Origin of the sequence: Burkholderia sp. BCC1638 (assembly GCF_902833195.1) — a bacterium.
Taxonomy (GTDB): domain Bacteria; phylum Pseudomonadota; class Gammaproteobacteria; order Burkholderiales; family Burkholderiaceae; genus Burkholderia; species Burkholderia diffusa.
Map to the genome: position 1 here is coordinate 154,048 of NZ_CADFEC010000001.1, position 19,730 is coordinate 173,777.

A 19,730-nucleotide genomic window follows, 5' to 3' on the forward strand; every position below is an offset into this window, starting at 1 on the left:
GAGCATCATGAGCAACACGATCATCCGAAGTTTGTGCGTCGTCCTGTTCGGCATCGCCGCGGTGCCGGGCATCGCCGACGCCCAAAGCAGCGCCTACACGAACTCGCCGGCCGAAATCTATGCGGGGCCGGCACCCGATTATCCGGTCGTCGCGCAGGTTCCGCCCGGCACCGCGCTGGACGTGTTCGGCTGCCTGAGCGACTACTCGTGGTGCGACGTTGCGCTGCCGGGCGTGCGCGGCTGGATCGACGCGGAGCAGCTCGACTATCCGTATCAAGGCAATTACGTACCGTTGCTCGAATACGGCGCGATCATCGGCGTGCCGGTGACCGGCTTCGCGATCGGCGCGTACTGGGACCGCTACTACCGCCATCGGCCGTGGTTTCACGATCGCGACCGCTGGGAGCGTCGTGCCGAGCCGCGCGTCGGTCCCGGCGGGATGCCGCCCGCTTACGGACACCCGCAGCCGGGCGGGCCGAACCAGCGCGCGCCGGGCGGTGGGGCGCCCGAGCGGCATGATGCACGGCCGTCGGCCACGCGCGGTGGCTGGAACGGCCCGAACCGCGCGCCGGCGCCACAACAGGCTGCGCCGATGCCCGGCGCCCGTCAGCCGCAGCCGCAGCCGCAGCCGCAGCCGCAGCCGCAGCAGCCGGCGCAGCAGCCCGCGCCCAACGGTGGTGCGGCCCGGATGATGGCGCCGCCCACGTATCAGGGCGGCGGCGGTTACGGCGCACGGCCGCAAGGCGGTGGAAACAGCGGCGGGAACCGCGGCGGTGGGAACCACGGCGGCGGTGGAGGCGGATGGGGCACCGACGAGTTCCGTCATTGATCGACTGACGGCGCCGGTGCCGCGGCTTCGGGCCGGCGCCGGACGAAAAAAAGCCGCTCCGAGGAGCGGCTTCCGAATCACGCACGCGGGCCGTTCGCGCGGCCCGTCGTCCGGTGTCAGTCGTCGAGCAGCGACAGGTCGCGCACGGCGCCCTTGTCGGCCGACATCACCAGCTTCGCATAGGCCTTCAGCGCCGCGGACACCTTGCGCGGGCGCGGTTGCGCCGGCTTCCAGCCTTTCGCGTTTTGCTCTTCGCGGCGACGCGCGAGTTCCTCATCCGACACCAGCGCGTCGATCGTACGGTTCGGGATGTCGATGCGGATCCGGTCGCCGTCGCGCACGAGGCCGATCGCGCCGCCCGCTGCCGCTTCCGGCGAGCAGTGACCGATCGACAGGCCCGACGTGCCGCCCGAGAAGCGGCCGTCCGTCAGCAGCGCGCATGCCTTGCCGAGGCCCTTCGACTTGATGTAGCTCGTCGGGTACAGCATTTCCTGCATGCCGGGGCCGCCCTTCGGGCCTTCGTAGCGCACGATCACCACGTCGCCGGCCTTGACCTTGTCGTTCAGGATGTTCTCGACCGCTTCGTCCTGCGATTCGGTCACGTGCGCCGAACCCTCGAACACAAGGATGCTTTCGTCGACGCCGGCCGTTTTCACCACGCAGCCGTCAAGCGCGATGTTGCCGGTCAGCACGGCCAGGCCGCCTTCCTTCGAGAATGCATGCTCGTACGAGCGGATGCAGCCTTCGGCGCGGTCGAGGTCGAGGCTCGGCCAGCGCGTGTCCTGGCTGAACGCGACCTGCGTCGGGATCCCGGCCGGGCCGGCCAGGTAGAACGTGCGGACCGCTTCGTCTTCCGTGCGGACGATGTCCCACTGGTCGAGCGCATCCTTCAGCGTCGGCGCGTGCACGGTCGGCACGTCGGTGTGCAGCTTGCCGGCGCGGTCCAGCTCGCCGAGGATCGCCATGATGCCGCCCGCGCGGTGCACGTCCTCGATGTGGTACTTGTTCGTGTTCGGCGCGACCTTGCACAGCTGCGGCACGATGCGCGACAGGCGATCGATGTCCTTCATCGTGAAGTCGATGCCGGCTTCCTGCGCGATCGCCAGCAGGTGCAGGATCGTGTTGGTCGAACCGCCCATCGCGATGTCGAGCGTCATCGCGTTCTCGAACGCCTTGAAGCCGACCGAGCGCGGCAGCACGCGCATGTCGTCCTGCTCGTAGTGCTGGCGGGTCAGTTCGACGATGCGGCGGCCGGCGCGCTTGAACAGCTGCTCGCGATCCGCGTGCGTTGCGACGACCGTGCCGTTGCCGGGCAGCGACAGGCCGAGCGCCTCGGTCAGGCAGTTCATCGAGTTCGCGGTGAACATGCCCGAGCACGAACCGCAGGTCGGGCAGGCCGAGCGCTCGACTTCGGCGACGTCGGCATCCGAATACGACTGGTCGGCCGCGATCACCATCGCGTCGACGAGGTCGAGCTTCTTCAGTTCGACGGTCTTGGTGACCGGGTTCGCGAGGCGCGTCTTGCCGGCTTCCATCGGGCCGCCCGACACGAAGATCACCGGGATGTTGAGGCGCATCGCGGCCATCAGCATCCCCGGCGTGATCTTGTCGCAGTTCGAGATGCACACCATCGCGTCCGCGCAGTGCGCGTTCACCATGTACTCCACCGAGTCGGCGATGATGTCGCGGCTCGGCAGCGAATAGAGCATGCCGTCATGGCCCATCGCGATGCCGTCGTCGACCGCGATCGTGTTGAATTCCTTCGCGACGCCGCCGGCGGCCTCGATCTCGCGCGCGACGAGCTGGCCGAGATCCTTCAGGTGCACGTGCCCGGGCACGAACTGCGTGAACGAGTTGACGACCGCGATGATCGGCTTCGAGAAATCGTCGTCTTTCATGCCGGTGGCGCGCCACAGCGAGCGCGCACCTGCCATGTTGCGACCGGCGGTGGAGGTTTTGGAACGGTATGTGGGCATGGTGATGGCTGAAGAATTATCGCGAAAAAGGGTGGAGGCACGGGAATGGAGGCCTCTCGCGCGCCCGTGCGAACAACCTCTTGAGCTGCGCCCTGGGCAAACCCGTCGATTATCCCACAGCCGCCGGGCATGCGGCCGCCCGCGGGCGCGAGCGAGCGGGCGCCGGGCTGGGCGCCTGGACGCGGGCGCGGGACACGCCGGTCGAACCGGACGGCGGCTTCATCGCCCGTCCTGCCGGCGATGAAGCCGCGCCTGGCGATCGCGCGTCAGTCGAGCAGCGTCAGGATTTCGTCGTACAGCGCCTTCGGAATCCGCACGCCGTGCGCAATGCTGCGCGCGCGAGCGTCGAAGCGCCGCTGCGACGGCAGCCGCGCGCCTTGCCCGGTGATCGACGCGAACATCCGCTCGCCGCGCGCGAGGCCCGCGTCGAGATCGTCGCCGAGGAACACTTTCGGGTCGAATGCGATCACGAGCTCGCCATGGCACGGCGTCGCGCCGACGCCTGCGTCGAAGTCCATCGATTCCTGACTCGTCATGTCGCCGATCAGCGCGCCGCCGAGCAGTTCGACCATCGCCGCGAGCGCCGAGCCCTTGTGCCCGCCGAACGTGCGCATCGCGCCGTGCAGCGCGGCCTTCGGATCAGTGGTCGGCTGGCCGTCGGCGTCGATCGCCCAGTGCGGCGGGATCGCCTTGCCCTGTTTCGCGTGCAGCTCGATGTCGCCGCGCGCGATCGCGCTCGTCGCGAAGTCGAACACAAACGGCTCGCCGTCCGGGCGCGGCCACGCGAACGCGATCGGGTTCGTGCCGAACACCGGCTCGCGGCCGCCTTCCGGCGCGACCCAGCTGTGGCTCGGGTTCATCGCGATGCCAACCAGCCCCTTGGCGGCGATCGCCTCGACCTCGGGCCACAGCGCCGAAAAGTGGTAGCAGTGGTTGATCGCCATCGCGGCGATCCCGTGCTGCTTCGCCATCTCGACGAGCACCGGCAGGCCGGTTTCGAAGCTCAGCAGCGAGAAGCCGCGATGGGCGTCGACCGCGACGATCGACGACGACAGCCGGCGCAGCGTCGGCACGGCTTGCGGGTCGACCTTGCCCTTCTTCAGCGAGCGCACGCACACGAGCAGCCGATACACGCCGTGCGAGTGGCACTCGTCGCGCTGGCCCTGCGTGATCACGCCCGCGATCGCCCGCGCGTGCGCATCGGACAGCCCGTGGTGCGTCAGCACCCGCAGCGCGAGCGCATGGACCTCATCGAGCGACAGGACGACTTCGGCGAGCGGCTCAGACATCGCGCGCTTCCCGGGGCGCCGGCACGCCGTCGATGCGTTGCGGCACGTTCAGCGGGTTGCCGTTGCGGATGGCGTCGGGCAGCAGCGCGTCCGGCACGTCCTGGTACGACACGGGGCGCAGGAAACGCTCGATCGCGCGTGCGCCGACCGACGTCGTGCGCGTGTCGGACGTGGCCGGGAACGGACCGCCGTGCACCATCGCATGACCGACCTCGACGCCCGTGCCGAAGCCGTTGACGAGAATGCGGCCGGCCTTGCGCTCGAGCGTCGGGCGCAGCGCGGCGAACAGCGCGGCGTCGCCGTCGGCGAGATGCGCGGCGATCGTCAGTTGCCCTTCGAGCGACTTCAGCACGCGATGCAGCGTATCGGCATCCGGGCAGCGCACGATCAGCGATGCCGGACCGAACACTTCGTCACGCAGTTCGGGATGGGCGATGAATGCGTCCGCCGAGGTTGCGAACAGCGCCGCGCGCGCCTGGAAGCGACCGCCTTCCACGCCTTGCGCCAGCAGTTCGACCGCGTCGTGCGCGCGCAGGGTGGCCACGCCTTGCACATAGCTCGCGTGGATGTGCGGCGTCAGCATCGTCTGCGCGACGGTCGCCTGCACGGCGGTGGCCGCCGCGGCTTCGAACGCGCGCAGCGCGGGGCCGTCGACGGCGAGCACGAGGCCCGGGTTGGTGCAGAACTGGCCGGCGCCGAGGGCGAGCGATGCGACGAACTGCGGCGCGATCGCATCGTGGCGCGCGTCGAGCGCGGCCGGGAACAGCAGCACCGGGTTGATCGAGCTCATTTCCGCATAGACCGGAATCGGCTCGTGGCGCGCGGCCGCGATGTTCATCAGCGCCACGCCGCCACGGCGCGAGCCGGTGAAGCCGACGGCCTTGATGCGCGGATCGGCGACGAGCGCCTGGCCGATTTCGCGCGACGCGTCGAACAGCAGCGAGAACACGCCGGCCGGCAGCCCGCATTCGCGCACGGCCTGCTGGATCGCACGGCCGACGAGCTCGGACGTGCCCGGATGCGCGGAGTGCGCCTTGACGATCACCGGGCAGCCGGCGGCGAGTGCCGACGCGGTGTCGCCACCCGCGACCGAGAACGCGAGCGGGAAGTTCGACGCGCCGAATACGGCGACCGGCCCGATCGCGACGTTGCGCAGGCGCAGGTCGACGCGCGGCAGCGGCTTGCGGTCCGGGCGGGCCGGATCGATGCGCGCATCGACGTAACCGCCGTCGCGCACGAGCGACGCGAACAGCGCGAGCTGACCGACCGTGCGGCCGCGTTCGCCTTCGATGCGTGCGCGCGGCAGGCCCGTTTCGGTGACGCAGCGCTCGATCAGGTCGTCGCCGAGCGCCAGGATGTTGCGGCCGATCGCATCGAGAAACGCCGCGCGTTGCTCGGGGCTCGTCTCGCGATACGTGTCGAAGGCTTCGTCGGCGAGCGCGCAGGCCGTCTCCAGGTCGTGCAGGCTCGCGCCGCCGAATGCGGGTTCGAGCGGTTCGCCGGTCGCGGCGGCGATCGCGTGAAGGGTGCCGTTCTGTCCGGCGATGGCCGACTGGCCGATCAGGAGCTGACCTGTGAGTTGCATGGGTTTTCCTCGGAAAATGCGGGGCCGGGCATGGTGCGCCCGGCCGGAATGAAAAGGGGAAGCGGGTGTGTCAGTCTTCGTCGTCGTCGAGTTGCAGCTTGTCGGAACGGATGCCGGTATTGGCGCCCCAGTAGTAGATGACGAGCGCGACGGCCGCGACGACGACCGTGTCGTACGGATGCGCGAGCTGGCCCGTGCCGCCGAAGCCGCCGAAGTAGGACAGCACGATCATGGCCGCGTAGAACGCGATCAGCCACGCGGACGAACGCACCTGCTCGGCGAGGCTCAGGTGCGCGGTCGGCACCCAGCGGCGGCACGCGAGATAGATCACGAACATGACGATCTGCAGGCCGAGCAGCCAGGACACCGTGCCCCAGCCCGACCAGTAGACGATCAGCGCGGCGATCACGAACGATGCGGGGCCGGTGATGCCGAACGCCACCGCGCGGAACGGCCGCGGCAGGTCGGGCGCGGTGCGGCGCAGCGCGGCGACCGACACGGGCGCGACCGCATAGCTCAGCACGAGCGCGGCCGACACGATGTTGATCAGCGCTTCCCACGACGGGAACGGCATGGTCCAGAAGATCGCGAGGCCGAACGTGAGCCACAGGCCCGCACGCGGGATGCCCGATGCCTCGTCGACGCGCGTGAACACCTTGAAGAACGTGCCCGTCTTCGCCCAGCCGTAGACGACGCGCGGCGTCGCGTTCATGTAGATGTTGCCGCAGCCGCTCGGCGAGATCATCGCGTCGGCGACCACCATCACCGCGAGCCAGCCCACGCCGAGCGCGAGCGCGATGTCGCGGTACGGCAGCGAGAAGGCCTTGCTCACGTCGTGCCAGCCGGCGGCCAGCATGTCGGTCGGGATGCTGCCGATGAACGCGAGCTGCAGCAGCACGTAGATCAGCGTGGACAGCAGGATCGACAGGATCAGCGCGATCGGGATCGTGCGCTGCGGATTGCGCACTTCGCTCGCGACCGACACGATCGGCGTGAGGCCGAGATACGCGAAGATGATGCCGCCGGCCGACACGGCCATCTCGATGCCCGGCATGCCGAACGGCGCGAAACCGTGCGCGGTGAGGTTGGCGGGCTTGAAGAACGTGAACAGCACCGCGATCACCGACAGCGGCACGATGAACTTGAAGATGCTGATGATGTTGTTCGCCTTCGCGAACGTCTTCACGCTCGAATAGTTCAGGTAAAAGAAGAAGCACAGCAGCGCGGCCTGCACGAGCCAGCCGATCGTCGTCGGGTCGCTCGATCCGGCCTTGGTGAGGCCCGGGAACCACGCGGCCGCGTACTGGCGCGCGGCGACCACTTCGATCGCGATCAGGCTCGAGAACGCGATCAGCGTGATGAAGCCCATCAGGTAGCCGAGCAACGGGCCGTGCGAGAACACCGGGTAGCGGACCACGCCGCCCGCGCGCGGCAGCGCGGCGCCGAGCTCGCAGTAGACGATGCCGAGCAGCAGCACCGCGAAGCCGCCGAGCAGCCACGAGAAGATGCCGGCCGGGCCGGCGATCGTCGACACGTGACTCGCGGCGAACAGCCACCCCGAACCGAAGATCGCACCGAGGCCGATGAACGTCAGGTCGGTCAGCGACAGCTGCTTCTTGAACTTGCCGTGACCGCCGTCGGCGGGCACGGAACGGGAAAGCGGGACGGACGGGTGTGTGTTGCCTTGACCTGGCATGGGTTTGTCTCCTGGGAAATATCGGGGCAGGTGCGGCCTGCGCCGCGCTCTGGGGCGCAGCAGGCGCAACGCCTGCCGGCCGGCGTGCGACCGGTTCGAACGACCGCGAGGGCCGGGGCCCGCTCGAGTGCGGCGCGGGCAGGCGCTGCGGCGAACGGGCCCGTGCCGGCCATGCCGGACACGGAAGTGGCGATGCGACGGGGGGAGGCCGCCGCACCGCCGGGGGGAAATCGGTCAGCGGTTCGCGCCGTTCCGTTCGGCGCGGTGCGCGGCGTCGAAAGCGATGGAAGCGTCCGGTACGAACCGGTGGCTGAGGGCGGGGAAAACTCCGGTCCGCTGGATGGCGTTTCGGCTCACTGCAATCTCCTGCTTCGTATCGGTCGACGACAGGCGCGTCGACGTGCAACCAGTATCGCCGTGCAAACACCCATCACGCTTGAGCCGTATCGCGGAGCAAAATGACGAAATCGGCACAGTGGCAGCAAGGGCCGCGACACGCGTTCCGCACTATGCCGATTTCGTCGTCGTCCTCATCGAAAAGCCACAAGCGGACGGACGCGCGACGGAGGAAGCTATGCTCCTTTCCCCACTTCGAACGGCTCATGATGAAGCGCATCCAGATCATCGATTCGCACACGGGCGGCGAACCCACGCGGCTCGTCGTGTCCGGTTTCCCCTCGCTCGGCAACGGCACGATGGCCGAGCGCCGCGACGTGCTCGCGCGCGAGCACGATCGCTATCGCACCGCGTGCATTCTCGAGCCGCGCGGCAGCGACGTGCTGGTCGGCGCGCTGCTGTGCGAACCCGTGTCGCCGGAGGCGGCGGCCGGCGTGATCTTCTTCAACAACAGCGGTTACCTCGGCATGTGCGGGCACGGCACGATCGGCGTGGTGCGCACGCTGCATCACATGGGCCGCATCGAGCCGGGCGTGCACCGGATCGAAACGCCGGTCGGCACCGTCGAGGCGACGCTGCACGACGACCTGTCGGTCAGCGTGCGCAACGTGCTCGCGTACCGCCATGCGAAGGCCGTCGACGTCGATGTGCCAGGTTACGGTCCCGTGAAGGGCGACATCGCGTGGGGCGGCAACTGGTTCTTCCTGATCAGCGATCACGGCCAGCGCGTGGCCGGCGACAACGTGGCGGCGCTGACCGCCTATTCGTCCGCGGTGCGTGCCGGGCTCGAACGCGCGGGCATCACCGGCGCGAACGGCGGCGAGATCGACCATATCGAACTGTTCGCGGACGATCCCGAGCACGACAGCCGCAGCTTCGTGCTGTGCCCGGGCCATGCGTACGACCGTTCCCCGTGCGGCACCGGCACGAGCGCGAAGCTCGCGTGCCTCGCGGCCGACGGCAAGCTCGAAGCGGGCGTCGTGTGGCGTCAGGCGAGCGTGATCGGCAGCGTGTTCCAGGCGAGCTACGCGCAGGCCGACGGCGGCATCGTGCCGACGATTCGCGGCAGCGCGCACCTGAGCGCGGAAGCGACGCTGCTGATCGAGGAAGACGATCCGTTCGGCTGGGGCATCGTGTCGTGAGCGAGACCCGGACCGACGTCGTCGTGATCGGCGCCGGCATCGTCGGCGCGGCGTGCGCGCATGAACTCGCGCAGCGCGGGCTGCGCGTGCTCGTCGTCGACGACGCGAGCGGCGGCGCGACCGGCGCCGGCATGGGGCACCTCGTCGCGATGGACGACAACGCGGCGGAGCTCGCGCTGAGCCATTATTCGATCGAATTGTGGCGCGCGCTCGCCGGCGAGATGCCGGACGGCTGCGCGTACCGCAACTGCGGCACGCTGTGGCTCGCGGCCGACGCGCACGAAATGGATCTCGCGCGCACCAAGCAGGCGACACTCGCCGCGCACGGCGTGGCGGGCGAGCTGATCGACGCGGTGACGCTCGCGCGGCTGGAGCCGATGCTGCGCGCGGGCCTCGGCGGCGCGCTGAAGATCCACGGCGACGCGATTCTCTATGCGCCCGTCGCCGCGAGCTGGCTGTTGCAGCGCGCGCCGGGCATCACGTTGCGGCGCGATCGTGCGGTGGCGGTCGACGGTCCGAGCGTGACGCTCGCGAGCGGCGACACGCTGCGTGCGGAGCGCGTGGTCGTCGCGAACGGCGTCGCCGCGCGCACGCTGTTGCCTGAATTGCCATTGCGCCCGAAGAAGGGCCACCTGCTGATCACCGATCGTTACCCGGGCCAGGTGTCGCACCAGCTCGTCGAACTCGGCTATGCGGCGAGCGCGCACGCGAGCGACGGCACGTCGGTCGCGTTCAACGTGCAGCCGCGGCCCACCGGCCAGCTGCTGATCGGCTCGTCGCGCCAGTTCGACACCGAGGACGCGCGCGTCGAGCCGCCGGTCCTCGCGCGCATGCTGCGCCGCGCGGCCGGCTACCTGCCGGATCTGGCCGACCTGAACGGAATTCGCGCATGGACGGGCTTCCGTTCCGCGAGCCCCGACGGTCTGCCGCTGCTCGGTGAGCATCCGGCGCGGCCGGGCGTATGGCTCGCGGTCGGGCACGAAGGGCTCGGCGTGACGACCGCGCCGGGCAGTGCGCGGCTCGTCGCCGCGCTGATGACCGGCGAACGGCCGCCCATCGACATCGAACCGTATTTGCCGGGACGTTTTCTGACGACGTCCCCCGTAGCCGGAGCGCTGACATGATCATTCATCTGGACGGCCGCGCGCTGACGGTGGCCGACGGCGCGACCGTCGCGGCCGCCGTCGCGGCGAGCGGCGACGACACGACGCGCGTGTCGTGCACGGGTGCGGCGCGCGCGCCGTTTTGCGGTATGGGCATCTGCCAGGAGTGCAGGATGACGATCGACGGCCGCCGCCGTCTGGCTTGCCAGACGCTGTGCCGCGACGGGATGCGGGTGGAGCGCACGCGATGAAACAGGAACGACTGAGCGTCGACGTCGCGATCGTCGGCGCGGGCCCGGCCGGATTGTCGGCCGCGCGGGCCGCCGCACGAAGCGGCGCGACGATCGCGATCGTCGACGACAACCCGCGCGCGGGCGGGCAGATCTGGCGCCAGGTGGCGGCCGCGACGCCGGTGCCGGCCGCGGCGGAACGCCTTGCCGTGCTGCGTCGGCCGAACGTCACGCATCTGGCTGCCACGCGCATCGTCGCCGAGACGCAGCCGGGCACGTTGCTGCTGGAGGACGACGAGCGCGGGTTCCTGCTGGAATTCCGCACGCTGATCGTGTGCTGCGGCGCGCGCGAGCTGCTGCTGCCGTTTCCCGGCTGGACGCTGCCGGGCGTCACCGGCGCGGGCGGCCTGCAGGCGCTGATCAAGTACGGTCTCGACGTGCGCGGGCAGCGCACCGTGATCGCCGGCAGCGGCCCGCTGCTGCTCGCGAGCGCGGCGACGGCCCGGCAGGCCGGCGCGCAGGTGTCGCACGTGCTCGAACAGGCTGCGTGGGGCGATGTCGCCGGTTTCGGCGCGGGGCTGTGGCGCTGGCCGTCGAAACTCGCGCAGGCCGCGAAGCTCGTCACCGCCGCCTATCGGCCTGGCGCACACGTCGTCGAAGCGTTCGGCGACAAGCGGCTCGAACGCGTGCGGATCCGGCAGGGCGAGCGTGAATTCGAGGTCGACTGCGACCGGCTCGCATGCGGCTTCGGCCTCGTGCCGAACACCGTGCTGCCGAGCCATCTCGGCTGCCGGATCGAGAACGGCGCGGTCGTGGTCGACGCGCACCAGCGCACGAGCCGCGACGGCTGTTTCGCGGCGGGCGAGTGCACGGGTGTCGGCGGCAGCGAACTGGCGATGGTCGAAGGCGAGATTGCCGGCTGCGCGGCCACCGGGCAGACGGCGCCGCTGGCCGGGCTGATTGCGCAGCGCGCGCGCTGGCAGGCATTCGCGGACGCGGTGCGCGAACGCTTCGCGATCCGCGAGCCGATCCGCCGGCTCGCGCGGCCCGATACGCTGCTGTGCCGTTGCGAGGACGTGCGCTTCGACGCGGTCGCGCCGGCGCCCGGCTGGACGGCCGCGAAGCTGCAGACGCGCTGCGGGATGGGGGCATGCCAGGGCCGCGTGTGCGGTGCGGCCGCGCAGGCGCTGTTCGGCTGGACGCCGCCGGTGCCGCGCACGCCGCTCGTGCCCGCGCGGGTCGGCACGCTGATGCTGGACGACACGGCGTCCTGCGACGGCGCTTGACGCGCCAGCGCGAGGCGGCCCGGTTCGCAGCGGGCCGCCTCGCCGTTCATTCCGTCTTCACTTTCTCCCATCCGCCCACCTGCGGCGCCGCACAGGCACGCAGGCACTCGATCGCGGCGGCCACGGCCGCGCGATTCGCGCTGTCCGGATGCCAGTACATCGACACCGCGCCCTGGCCCTCGAGCCGCATCGGCAGGATGCGGATCGCGTTCAACTGCTCGAAGCGGCGCGCGGCACGATGCGATGCGACGCCGAGCAGGTCGGTGTTGTTCAGCAGCGTGAGGTTCAGGATCGACGAATTCGATTCGACGCAATGCGGCGGCTGTACGCGGCCGGCGGCCGTCAGCGCGACTTGCAGCGCGTTGTGCACGGGTGTGCCGGACGGCCAGACGATCCACGAGTGGGCCAGCACCTCGTCCCAGCCGACGGAGGCCGCGCCGACGAGCGGATGATCGGGCCGCGCGACGAACACCACCGGATCGACGTAGAGCGCTTCGGCGTGCAGGTGCGGATCGACGGACGCGGAGCCCGAGCGGCCGACGACGATGTCGAGTTCGCCGCGCGCGAGTTGCGGCATCAGCTGGTTCATCGTGCTCTCGGTGAGCCGCACCTGCGCGCGCGGCATCCGCTTCAGCAACTGCGACACCGCGAGCGGTACGGTATCGGCCGCCGCGACGCCCGACGTGCCGATCGTGACCAGACCGCTGCCGCCTTCGCGCAGCGCGGCCATGTCGTCGCGCGCGACGTCGAGCTGCGCCTCCACACGGCGCGCGTGCTCGATCAGCGCATCGCCGTAAGCCGTCGGCCGCAGGCCGCGCGCGTGCCGCTCGAACAGCGGCAGCCCGACATCCTCTTCCAGTTCCTTCAGCCATTTCGACAGCGCGGGCTGGGTGGTCGCCAGCGCCGTCGCGGACTGACTCAGGTTGCCCGTGCTGGCCAGGCTCAGCAGCACCTGGAGGTGCCGCAATCGCAGCCGGTAGGTCCAGTCCATCGCGTGCTCCGTGTCGGAAGGTATATCCGAAATCGTATGGATTAGATGATTTCGCCATTTTACCGGGTATGTCTGCGTCGAATATAAATGCGCTAACGGACTGAAGCACGCGGTCCCCGACCCGACACAGCACCGACCGCGATCGGCCGCCCCAAGGAGACATCATGACCAGCCGACACCCGGATACGTCGCGCGCCGACTACTACGCACGGATCGCCGAACAGCGCCTCGCGCCGTTGTGGGAGTCGCTGCACAACCTCGTGCCGAAAGCGCCGCAGCCGGCCGCGCAGGCCGCGATCTGGAAGTACGCGCAGGTGCGCGACCTGGTGATGCAGGCCGGCGGCGTGATCAGCGCGGAAGAAGCCGTGCGCCGCGTGCTGGTGCTGGAGAACCCGGGGCTGCCCGGCAAGTCGAGCATGACGCCAAGCCTGTACGCGGGCCTGCAGCTGATCCTGCCGGGCGAGATCGCGCCGAGCCACCGGCATACGCAGTCGGCATTGCGTTTCATCGTCGAGGGCAAGGGCGCGTGGACCGCAGTGAACGGCGAGCGCACGACGATGCATCCGGGCGACTTCATCATCACGCCGTCGTGGGCGTGGCACGACCACGGCAACCCGTCGGCGGAAGATGGCGGCGAGCCGGTCGTGTGGCTCGACGGGCTCGACATCCCGCTGGTCGGGTACCTCGACGCGGGCTTCGCGGAGAACTATCCGGAAGCCGAGCAGCCCGTCAGCCGCGCGGAAGGCGACAGCTTCGCGCGCTTCGGCCACAACATGGTGCCGGTGCGCCATCGCGCGAGCGATCCGACGTCGCCGGTGTTCAGCTATCCGTACGCGCGCACCCGCGAGGCCCTTGACGCGCTGTACCGCAACGGCGAGCTCGACGCGTGGGACGGCGTGAAGCTGCGCTACGTGAATCCCGCGACGGGCGGCTGGCCGATGCCGACGATCGCGACCTTCATGCAGTTCCTGCCAGCCGGCTTCGACGGCCGCACGTATCGCAGCACCGACGCGACGATCTACTGCGTCGTCGAAGGCAGCGGCACCGCGCACATCGGCGGCGACACGTTCGCATTCGAGCCGCACGACATCTTCGTCGCGCCGTCGTGGGCGCCGGTGCGGCTGTCGGCGTCGTCCGACAGCGTGCTGTTCAGCTATTCCGACCGGCCGGTGCTGTCCGCGCTGAACCTGCTGCGCGAAGCGCGCGACTGACGCCGCCGGCTGGCCCGATTTTCCCGATTTCCTCGATTCGTCCAGTGCGCCGCCGAGGCGGCGCGCGTTCCTTCCTGCCTACGCTGGAGCCGTTCATGACTTACGTTTTTCCGCCCGAAGCGCCGGTGGCGCTTCCCGTCGCCGGCAGCGACGCCCGCTTCGCGGTTCGTCGCGTGTACTGCGTCGGCCGCAACTACGCGGCCCATGCGCGCGAGATGGGCTTCGATCCCGATCGCGAACCGCCATTCTTCTTCTGCAAGCCGGCCGACTCGATCGTGCCGGTCGTCTACGGCGAAACGCTCGATTTGGCGTATCCGTCGCAGACGCAGAACTATCACTACGAAGCTGAACTCGTCGCGGTGATCGGCAAGGGCGGTTCCGACATTCCGCTCGAGCGCGCGCTCGAGCACGTGTGGGGTTATGCGGTCGGCCTCGACATGACGCGCCGCGACTTGCAGATGAAGATGCGCGAGATGGGCCGGCCGTGGGAAATCGGCAAGGCGTTCGACCGTTCCGCGCCGATCGGCCCCGTGCATCCGGCGAGCGAGGTCGGTCATGTCGAGCAGGCCGGCCTGTGGCTGACCGTCAACGGCGCGACGAAGCAGAAGAGCGACGTGTCGCACCTGATCTGGTCGGTCGCGGAAACGGTGGCCGACCTGTCGAAGTTCTTTCGCCTCGAACCGGGCGACGTGATCTTCACCGGCACGCCGGAAGGTGTCGGCGCGGTGGTCAAGGGCGACGTGATGAAGGTCGGCGTCGAGCGTCTCGGCGAACTGGCCGTGCGCGTGGTCTGACGCGCGTTCTTCGATTTCCTCGAAAGGTCACATCGTGCAACTGCATAGCTTCTTCAACAGTTCGACATCCTATCGGGTGCGCATCGCGCTCGCGCTGAAAGGGCTGCCGTACGACACGCTGCCCGTGAACATCCGCACGGGCGAGCACCGCGAGGCCGGCTACGTCGCGCGGGTGAATCCGTCGGCGTCGGTGCCGGCGCTGGTCGATGGCGATTTCCGTCTCGGCCAGTCGCTCGCGATCATCGATTACCTCGACCAGATTCATCCGGCGCCGCGGCTGATTCCGCTGGAACCGCGGCAGCGCGCACGCGTGCTGGAACTCGCGACGCTGATCGCGTGCGATATCCATCCGGTCAACAACCTGCGCGTGCTGCGCTACCTCGACAGCGAACTGCAGGTCACGCCGCAGCAGAAGAGTGCGTGGTACCGGCACTGGATCGCGGAAGGCATGGCCGGCGTCGAGCGCCTGCTCGCGCGCGCGGATACGGGCCCGTGGTGTTTCGGCGAGGCGCCGACGCTCGCCGACGTGTGCCTCGTGCCGCAGGTCGCGAACGCGCTGCGGATGGATTGCGACGTGAGCGCATATCCGCGCAGCCTCGCGGTGCATGAACACGCGCGACGCGAGCCGGCGTTCGAAGCGGCGCAGCCGCAGCGGCAACCGGACTACGTCGCGTAACACGAAGGAGGAGACGGACATGGACGAGACAAACAATACAGGCCGACGCGTACTCGTGATCGGCGGCGGCATCGGCGGGCTCGCGACGGCGCTGGCGCTCGCGCGCCAGGGCATTCGCGTGAAGCTGCTCGAACAGGCCGCGCAAATCGGCGAGATCGGCGCGGGTATCCAGCTCGCCGCGAACGCGTTCAATGCGCTCGACGCGCTGGGCGTCGGCGAGGCCGCGCGCGGCCGCGCGGTGTTCACCGACCGGCTGCAACTGATGGATGCGGTCGATGCGCGGGAAGTCGCGTGCATCGATACGGGCGCCGCGTATCGCGAACGCTTCGGCAACCCGTATGCGGTGATCCATCGCGCGGACATCCATCTGTCGATCTACGAGGCGGTCAAGGATCATCCGCTGATCGAATTCCGGACCAGCACGCAAGTGTGCGGGTTCGAGCAGGACGGCAACGGCGTGACCGTGATCGATCAGCATGGCGAACGTTATCGCGCCGACGCGGTAATCGGCTGCGACGGCGTGAAGTCCGCGATCCGGCAGGCGCTGATCGGCGATGCGCATCGCGTGACGGGGCACGTCGTGTACCGCGCGGTCGTCGACGTCGACAACATGCCGAAGAACCTGCAGATCAATGCGCCGGTCGTGTGGGCCGGCCCGCATTGCCATCTCGTCCACTATCCGCTGCGCGGCGGACGGCAATACAACCTCGTCGTCACGTTTCACAGCCGCGAGCGGGAAACCTGGGGCGTGCGCGACGGCAGCAAGGAGGAAGTGCTGTCGTACTTCGACGGCATCCATCCGCTGCCGAAACAGATGCTCGACCGGCCGACGTCGTGGAAGCGCTGGGCGACCGCCGATCGCGACCCGGTCGAGCGCTGGAGCGCGGGCCGCGCGACGGTGCTCGGCGACGCCGCCCATCCGATGACGCAATACATCGCGCAGGGCGCGTGCCAGGCGCTCGAGGATGCGGTGACGCTCGGCGCGGCCGTCGCGCGGACCGACGGCGACTTCGAAGCCGCGTTCGCGCTGTACGAACGCGTGCGGATTCCGCGCACCGCGCGCGTGCTGTATTCGGCGCGCGAGATGGGACGGATCTATCACGCGAAGGGCGTCGAACGGCAGGTGCGCAACGCGCTGTGGGTCGGACGCACGCAGGCGCAGTTCTACGACGCGCTCGACTGGCTGCACGGCTGGCGCGCGGAGCATTGCCTGAAGACCGTCGACTGACGCGCTTCAACCCGGATCCGGCGGCGCGCGTTCCAACGACATCGCGCGCGACCGCCTTCATGGAGGAGACATCATCATGGCCGATACGCTGTCCATCGACGTCAGCGCATGGATCGACCGGCATCGCGTTGCGCCGTTTCAAGTCGCGATCGTCGTGCTGTGCTTCCTGATCGTCGCGATCGACGGTTTCGACACGGCATCGATCGGATTCATCGCTCCCGTCATTCGCGCGGAATGGGGGGCTGTCGCCCGCGCAGCTCGCGCCGGTCTTCGGCGCGGGGCTCGCCGGGCTGATGGCCGGCGCGCTCGTGTTCGGGCCGTTCGGCGACCGGTTCGGCCGCAAGCGCCTGCTGCTCGCCTGTGTCGCGTGCTTCGGCATCGCGAGTGCGGCGTCGGCGACTGCGGGCGGCTTGACCGAACTGATCGCGTGGCGCTTCGTGACGGGCCTCGGGCTCGGCGGCGCGATGCCGAACGCGATCACGCTGACGTCCGAGTATTGCCCCGCGCGGCGGCGCTCGCTGCTCGTCACGACGATGTTCTGCGGCTTCACGATCGGCTCGGCGCTCGGCGGGCTCGCGGCCGCGTCGCTGATCGAACGCGACGGCTGGCGCGCGGTGCTCGTCGTCGGCGGGGCCGCGCCGCTGCTGCTCCTGCCGGTGCTGGCGTGGCGACTGCCGGAATCGGTGCGCTACCTCGTCAACACCGGCGCGTCGCGCGAGCGGATCGCGGCGATGCTCACGCGCATTGCACCGGACCCGGATCTCGCGCACGCGTCGTTCGTCGCGCCGCGCGGCAAGCCGGCCGGGTCGCCGCTCGGCCGCCTGTTCGCTGCCGACCTGCTGAGCGGCACGCTGCTGCTGTGGCTGACGTTCTTCATGAGCCTGCTCGTCATCTACCTGCTGTCGAGCTGGCTGCCGACGTTGTTGCGCACGACCGGCGCGACGCTGCAGACGGCCGCGCGCGTGACCGCGATGTTCCAGGTCGGCGGCACGCTCGGCGCGATCGTGCTCGGCTGGCTGATGGATCGCTTCGATCCGCATCGCGTGCTCGCGTGCAGCTATGCGGCGGCGGGCGTGTTCGTCGCGGCGATCGGGGTGCTGGCCGCGTCGCCGGCAGGCGCGGCACTGGCCGTGTTCGCGGCCGGCTTCTGCGTGTCCGGCTCGCAGGTCGGCGCGAACGCGCTGTCGGCCGCGTTCTATCCGACCGAATGCCGAACCACGGGTGTGAGCTGGGCGAACGGGATCGGCCGCGGCGGGTCCGTCGTCGGCTCGATGGCGGGCGGCGCGATGCTCGCGATGGGGTTGCCGTTGTCGACCGCGTTCGCATTCGTCGCGGTGCCGTGCGTAATTGCCGGGGGCGCGGTGCTGGTGCTTGGCGCGGTGCGGGCCGGCGCGAAGCGCGCGGTGGCGGCCGAGGCGATTGCCGGCGAGCAGGCGTAGCGGAGGCAGGAGGCGACCATTGCCGATGGCACCGTCTTCCGACGGCACCGAACGAAAGCAGGAATCTACATTATATGAATGTATATAATGTAGATTCCTTAATCGTTTGCGGTCCCCCTCATGAACGCCGACCCTTCCAGCGGGCTGCCCGAGCCCGACCAGATGCGCGCCGCCGCCGAATCGGCATGCGCGCTGCTCAAGGTGCTGTCCAATCCCGACCGGTTGCTGCTGCTGTGCGAGCTGTCGCAGGGCGAACGCTGCGTGAGCGATCTCGAGGCGCGGCTGGATATCCGCCAGCCGACGCTGTCGCAGCAGCTCGGCGTGTTGCGGGACAACGCATTGGTCCGCACGCGCCGTGAAGGCAAGAACATCCACTATTCGCTCGACAGCCCGGCCGTGATCGCGGTGATGGGCGTGCTGTACGAACAGTTCTGCGGCACGGCCGCAAAGGGGACCCGCCATGCAGCTTGATGTGCTTCATTTCACGCCGTGGCTGTCGCTTGCAGGCGGTGTGCTGATCGGGCTGGCGGCTGCGTGGCTCGTTGCGTTCAACGGGCGGATCGCCGGGATCAGCGGCATCGTCGGCGGCTTGTTCACGGCCGGTGCCGCCGAGCGCGACTGGCGTGCCGCATTCGTCGCCGGGCTGATTGCCGCGCCGCTGATGATGCGCATCGCCGGTGTCGCCGCGGCGCCGCAGGTCGATGCGGGCTGGGGCGAGTTGCTGGCGGCCGGCCTGCTGGTCGGGATCGGTACGCGCTATGCGGGCGGATGCACGAGCGGTCACGGCGTCTGCGGGCTGTCGCGTGGCGCGGCGCGATCGATCGTCGCGACGACGGTGTTCATGGTCGCGGGTTTTGCGACCGTATTCGTGCGACGGCACGTGATCGGAGGCTGACATGCAGGCAGGATTCGCGTTTCTTGCGGGGCTGCTGTTCGGCGCCGGCCTCATCGTGTCGGGGATGGCCAACCCGCAGAAGGTGCTCGGCTTTCTCGACCTGGCAGGCCGCTGGGACCCGTCGCTTGCGTTCGTGATGGCCGGCGCGATCGGCGTTGCCGTGTTCGCGTTCGCCTGGGCGAAGCGTCGGACGCGGTCGTTGCTCGGCTTGCCGATCCAGTGGCCGGCCGTGCGGACGATTACCGTGCGCCTCGTCGCAGGGAGCGCCGTATTCGGCATCGGCTGGGGGCTTGCCGGGTTCTGCCCGGGGCCGGCGATCGTGTCGATCGGACTCGGGTCGGCCAAGGGCATCGCGTTCGTCGTCGCGATGCTGATCGGGATGGCGTTGTTCGAGTGGATCGAGCACGCGCGGAAGGGGCGGTAGCTGGGTGACGTTGCTGCGGCCGAAGTTGTCGGCTCGGGCGCGTTCGATCGCCACCTGCACCGGTTTCGCGAGCAACTGCGCGTGCAGCGCGATGTGACGATCGATGCGATCGCGCGCCATTTTCCGGCCGGCACGCCGCGTTCACCCCGGACGGCCGCCGCGCGGCGATGCGCCGACGATACGATTTCGGCGATTTCATCGGCTGACCGCATGCGCGGCGAGATGCTGACGGATCAGCGACAGGTAGCGATCGCCGACCGAGAAGTCGCGTGCGGCACGCGGCCGTTCCGCCTGGCGCAGCGTTGCCGGCGCGCTCATGCCCAGATACCGGCATACCGCCGACGGGAAGGGCTTGCGTGTATGCCCGAGCTGGCGCGCCGCGCGCTCGACGCGGGCGTCGCCGACCTGCGCACGCAGCCATGCCAGCACTTGGCGATCGGTGTCGTTGACGATACGGACCAGATGTTCCATCGCGCACCTCACTGTTCATAAATACAGTACTGTAAATATAACCAGTATATGAGGCGGCCGCAAGCGGGC

18 protein-coding genes and 2 pseudogenes are annotated in these 19,730 nt (G+C 69.4%); 13 read left to right on the forward strand and 7 right to left on the reverse strand.

Features of this window, described 5'->3' with window-relative positions:
- Positions 1-7 precede the first annotated feature (7 nt).
- On the forward strand, positions 8-829 hold the full coding sequence (locus tag HWX22_RS00705; RefSeq protein ID WP_175914828.1) for an SH3 domain-containing protein: 822 nt from the start codon (positions 8-10) through the stop codon (positions 827-829).
- A 116-nt stretch (positions 830-945) separates the two neighbouring features.
- Here the strand turns inward: HWX22_RS00705 and ilvD are convergent, their stop codons facing one another.
- The 5 genes and pseudogenes from ilvD to HWX22_RS32335 all read right to left on the reverse strand — a co-directional run.
- A complete protein-coding gene (gene ilvD, locus HWX22_RS00710) occupies positions 946-2,805 on the reverse strand; it encodes a dihydroxy-acid dehydratase (RefSeq protein ID WP_175914829.1) in 1,860 nt (619 codons plus the stop codon).
- A gap of 266 nt (positions 2,806-3,071) precedes the next feature.
- Positions 3,072-4,094 carry an Ldh family oxidoreductase gene (locus tag HWX22_RS00715; RefSeq protein ID WP_175914830.1) on the reverse strand — a complete coding sequence of 341 codons (1,023 nt, stop codon included), beginning with the start codon at positions 4,092-4,094 and terminating at the stop codon, positions 3,072-3,074.
- The gene (locus HWX22_RS00720; RefSeq protein WP_175914831.1) at positions 4,087-5,679 is read right to left on the reverse strand and encodes an aldehyde dehydrogenase (NADP(+)); all 1,593 of its coding nucleotides are present in this window, start codon (positions 5,677-5,679) and stop codon (positions 4,087-4,089) included. Before HWX22_RS00720 ends, HWX22_RS00715 begins: the two co-directional genes overlap by 8 nt.
- A gap of 70 nt (positions 5,680-5,749) precedes the next feature.
- Positions 5,750-7,375 (reverse strand): APC family permease, encoded by a 1,626-nt coding sequence (locus tag HWX22_RS00725; protein WP_059525015.1) that lies wholly within the window; start codon positions 7,373-7,375, stop codon positions 5,750-5,752.
- 249 nt (positions 7,376-7,624) lie between these two features.
- A pseudogene (locus tag HWX22_RS32335) lies at positions 7,625-7,732 on the reverse strand (dihydrodipicolinate synthase family protein); the annotation flags it as partial.
- A gap of 248 nt (positions 7,733-7,980) precedes the next feature.
- Between HWX22_RS32335 and HWX22_RS00730 the strand changes: the two are divergent.
- From HWX22_RS00730 to HWX22_RS00745, 4 genes are read left to right on the forward strand one after another with little or no spacing between them, the layout of a single operon-like run.
- Positions 7,981-8,913, forward strand: a complete 933-nt coding sequence (locus tag HWX22_RS00730; protein ID WP_175914946.1) for a 4-hydroxyproline epimerase — start codon at positions 7,981-7,983, stop codon at positions 8,911-8,913.
- Positions 8,910-10,037: an FAD-dependent oxidoreductase gene (locus HWX22_RS00735; RefSeq protein WP_175914832.1), complete on the forward strand. Its 1,128-nt coding sequence runs from the start codon at positions 8,910-8,912 to the stop codon at positions 10,035-10,037. The genes HWX22_RS00730 and HWX22_RS00735 overlap by 4 nt, the downstream gene beginning before the upstream one ends.
- Positions 10,034-10,267: a 2Fe-2S iron-sulfur cluster-binding protein gene (locus HWX22_RS00740; RefSeq protein WP_011658575.1), complete on the forward strand. Its 234-nt coding sequence runs from the start codon at positions 10,034-10,036 to the stop codon at positions 10,265-10,267. Before HWX22_RS00735 ends, HWX22_RS00740 begins: the two co-directional genes overlap by 4 nt.
- Positions 10,264-11,532, forward strand: coding sequence for an FAD/NAD(P)-binding oxidoreductase (locus HWX22_RS00745; protein ID WP_175914833.1), 1,269 nt, complete (start codon positions 10,264-10,266; stop codon positions 11,530-11,532). The genes HWX22_RS00740 and HWX22_RS00745 overlap by 4 nt, the downstream gene beginning before the upstream one ends.
- A gap of 46 nt (positions 11,533-11,578) precedes the next feature.
- Here HWX22_RS00745 and HWX22_RS00750 read toward each other — a convergent pair whose 3' ends face one another.
- A complete protein-coding gene (locus tag HWX22_RS00750; protein WP_059689902.1) occupies positions 11,579-12,523 on the reverse strand; it encodes a LysR substrate-binding domain-containing protein in 945 nt (314 codons plus the stop codon).
- Positions 12,524-12,687: 164 nt separating this feature from the next.
- Between HWX22_RS00750 and gtdA the strand changes: the two genes are divergently transcribed.
- The 8 genes and pseudogenes from gtdA (at position 12,688) to HWX22_RS00790 (ending at position 19,190) form a co-directional block, all read left to right on the forward strand.
- The gene (gene gtdA, locus HWX22_RS00755) at positions 12,688-13,734 is read left to right on the forward strand and encodes a gentisate 1,2-dioxygenase (protein ID WP_059818915.1); all 1,047 of its coding nucleotides are present in this window, start codon (positions 12,688-12,690) and stop codon (positions 13,732-13,734) included.
- A 95-nt stretch (positions 13,735-13,829) separates the two neighbouring features.
- Positions 13,830-14,528: a fumarylacetoacetate hydrolase family protein gene (locus HWX22_RS00760; protein WP_175914834.1), complete on the forward strand. Its 699-nt coding sequence runs from the start codon at positions 13,830-13,832 to the stop codon at positions 14,526-14,528.
- Between the two features lie 34 nt (positions 14,529-14,562).
- Positions 14,563-15,204, forward strand: a complete 642-nt coding sequence (gene maiA / locus HWX22_RS00765) for a maleylacetoacetate isomerase (protein ID WP_175914835.1) — start codon at positions 14,563-14,565, stop codon at positions 15,202-15,204.
- A 19-nt stretch (positions 15,205-15,223) separates the two neighbouring features.
- Positions 15,224-16,432, forward strand: coding sequence for a 3-hydroxybenzoate 6-monooxygenase (locus HWX22_RS00770; protein WP_175914836.1), 1,209 nt, complete (start codon positions 15,224-15,226; stop codon positions 16,430-16,432).
- A gap of 76 nt (positions 16,433-16,508) precedes the next feature.
- Positions 16,509-17,871: pseudogene (locus HWX22_RS00775) on the forward strand (aromatic acid/H+ symport family MFS transporter).
- Positions 17,872-17,991: 120 nt separating this feature from the next.
- Positions 17,992-18,342, forward strand: a complete 351-nt coding sequence (locus HWX22_RS00780; protein WP_175914837.1) for a metalloregulator ArsR/SmtB family transcription factor — start codon at positions 17,992-17,994, stop codon at positions 18,340-18,342.
- Entirely contained in the window at positions 18,332-18,766 is a 435-nt protein-coding gene (locus tag HWX22_RS00785; RefSeq protein ID WP_175914838.1) for a YeeE/YedE family protein, read from the forward strand. Before HWX22_RS00780 ends, HWX22_RS00785 begins: the two co-directional genes overlap by 11 nt.
- A gap of 1 nt (position 18,767) precedes the next feature.
- The gene (locus HWX22_RS00790) at positions 18,768-19,190 is read left to right on the forward strand and encodes a DUF6691 family protein (RefSeq protein ID WP_059818919.1); all 423 of its coding nucleotides are present in this window, start codon (positions 18,768-18,770) and stop codon (positions 19,188-19,190) included.
- Between the two features lie 195 nt (positions 19,191-19,385).
- Here the strand turns inward: HWX22_RS00790 and HWX22_RS00795 are convergent, their stop codons facing one another.
- Positions 19,386-19,661 (reverse strand): hypothetical protein, encoded by a 276-nt coding sequence (locus HWX22_RS00795; RefSeq protein WP_057928306.1) that lies wholly within the window; start codon positions 19,659-19,661, stop codon positions 19,386-19,388.
- Positions 19,662-19,730: the final 69 nt, after the last annotated feature.

What these genes read in the sequence shown, in the direction of transcription:
- HWX22_RS00705 (WP_175914828.1), top strand. Translation starts at nt 8, where the DNA reads ATGAGCAACACGATCATCCGAAGTTTGTGCGTCGTCCTGTTCGGCATC.
- ilvD (WP_175914829.1), bottom strand. Translation starts at nt 2,805, where the DNA reads ATGCCCACATACCGTTCCAAAACCTCCACCGCCGGTCGCAACATGGCA.
- HWX22_RS00715 (WP_175914830.1), bottom strand. Translation starts at nt 4,094, where the DNA reads ATGTCTGAGCCGCTCGCCGAAGTCGTCCTGTCGCTCGATGAGGTCCAT.
- HWX22_RS00720 (WP_175914831.1), bottom strand. Translation starts at nt 5,679, where the DNA reads ATGCAACTCACAGGTCAGCTCCTGATCGGCCAGTCGGCCATCGCCGGA.
- HWX22_RS00725 (WP_059525015.1), bottom strand. Translation starts at nt 7,375, where the DNA reads ATGCCAGGTCAAGGCAACACACACCCGTCCGTCCCGCTTTCCCGTTCC.
- HWX22_RS00730 (WP_175914946.1), top strand. Translation starts at nt 7,981, where the DNA reads ATGAAGCGCATCCAGATCATCGATTCGCACACGGGCGGCGAACCCACG.
- HWX22_RS00740 (WP_011658575.1), top strand. Translation starts at nt 10,034, where the DNA reads ATGATCATTCATCTGGACGGCCGCGCGCTGACGGTGGCCGACGGCGCG.
- HWX22_RS00745 (WP_175914833.1), top strand. Translation starts at nt 10,264, where the DNA reads ATGAAACAGGAACGACTGAGCGTCGACGTCGCGATCGTCGGCGCGGGC.
- HWX22_RS00750 (WP_059689902.1), bottom strand. Translation starts at nt 12,523, where the DNA reads ATGGACTGGACCTACCGGCTGCGATTGCGGCACCTCCAGGTGCTGCTG.
- gtdA (WP_059818915.1), top strand. Translation starts at nt 12,688, where the DNA reads ATGACCAGCCGACACCCGGATACGTCGCGCGCCGACTACTACGCACGG.
- HWX22_RS00760 (WP_175914834.1), top strand. Translation starts at nt 13,830, where the DNA reads ATGACTTACGTTTTTCCGCCCGAAGCGCCGGTGGCGCTTCCCGTCGCC.
- HWX22_RS00770 (WP_175914836.1), top strand. Translation starts at nt 15,224, where the DNA reads ATGGACGAGACAAACAATACAGGCCGACGCGTACTCGTGATCGGCGGC.
- HWX22_RS00780 (WP_175914837.1), top strand. Translation starts at nt 17,992, where the DNA reads ATGAACGCCGACCCTTCCAGCGGGCTGCCCGAGCCCGACCAGATGCGC.
- HWX22_RS00785 (WP_175914838.1), top strand. Translation starts at nt 18,332, where the DNA reads ATGCAGCTTGATGTGCTTCATTTCACGCCGTGGCTGTCGCTTGCAGGC.
- HWX22_RS00790 (WP_059818919.1), top strand. Translation starts at nt 18,768, where the DNA reads ATGCAGGCAGGATTCGCGTTTCTTGCGGGGCTGCTGTTCGGCGCCGGC.
- HWX22_RS00795 (WP_057928306.1), bottom strand. Translation starts at nt 19,661, where the DNA reads ATGGAACATCTGGTCCGTATCGTCAACGACACCGATCGCCAAGTGCTG.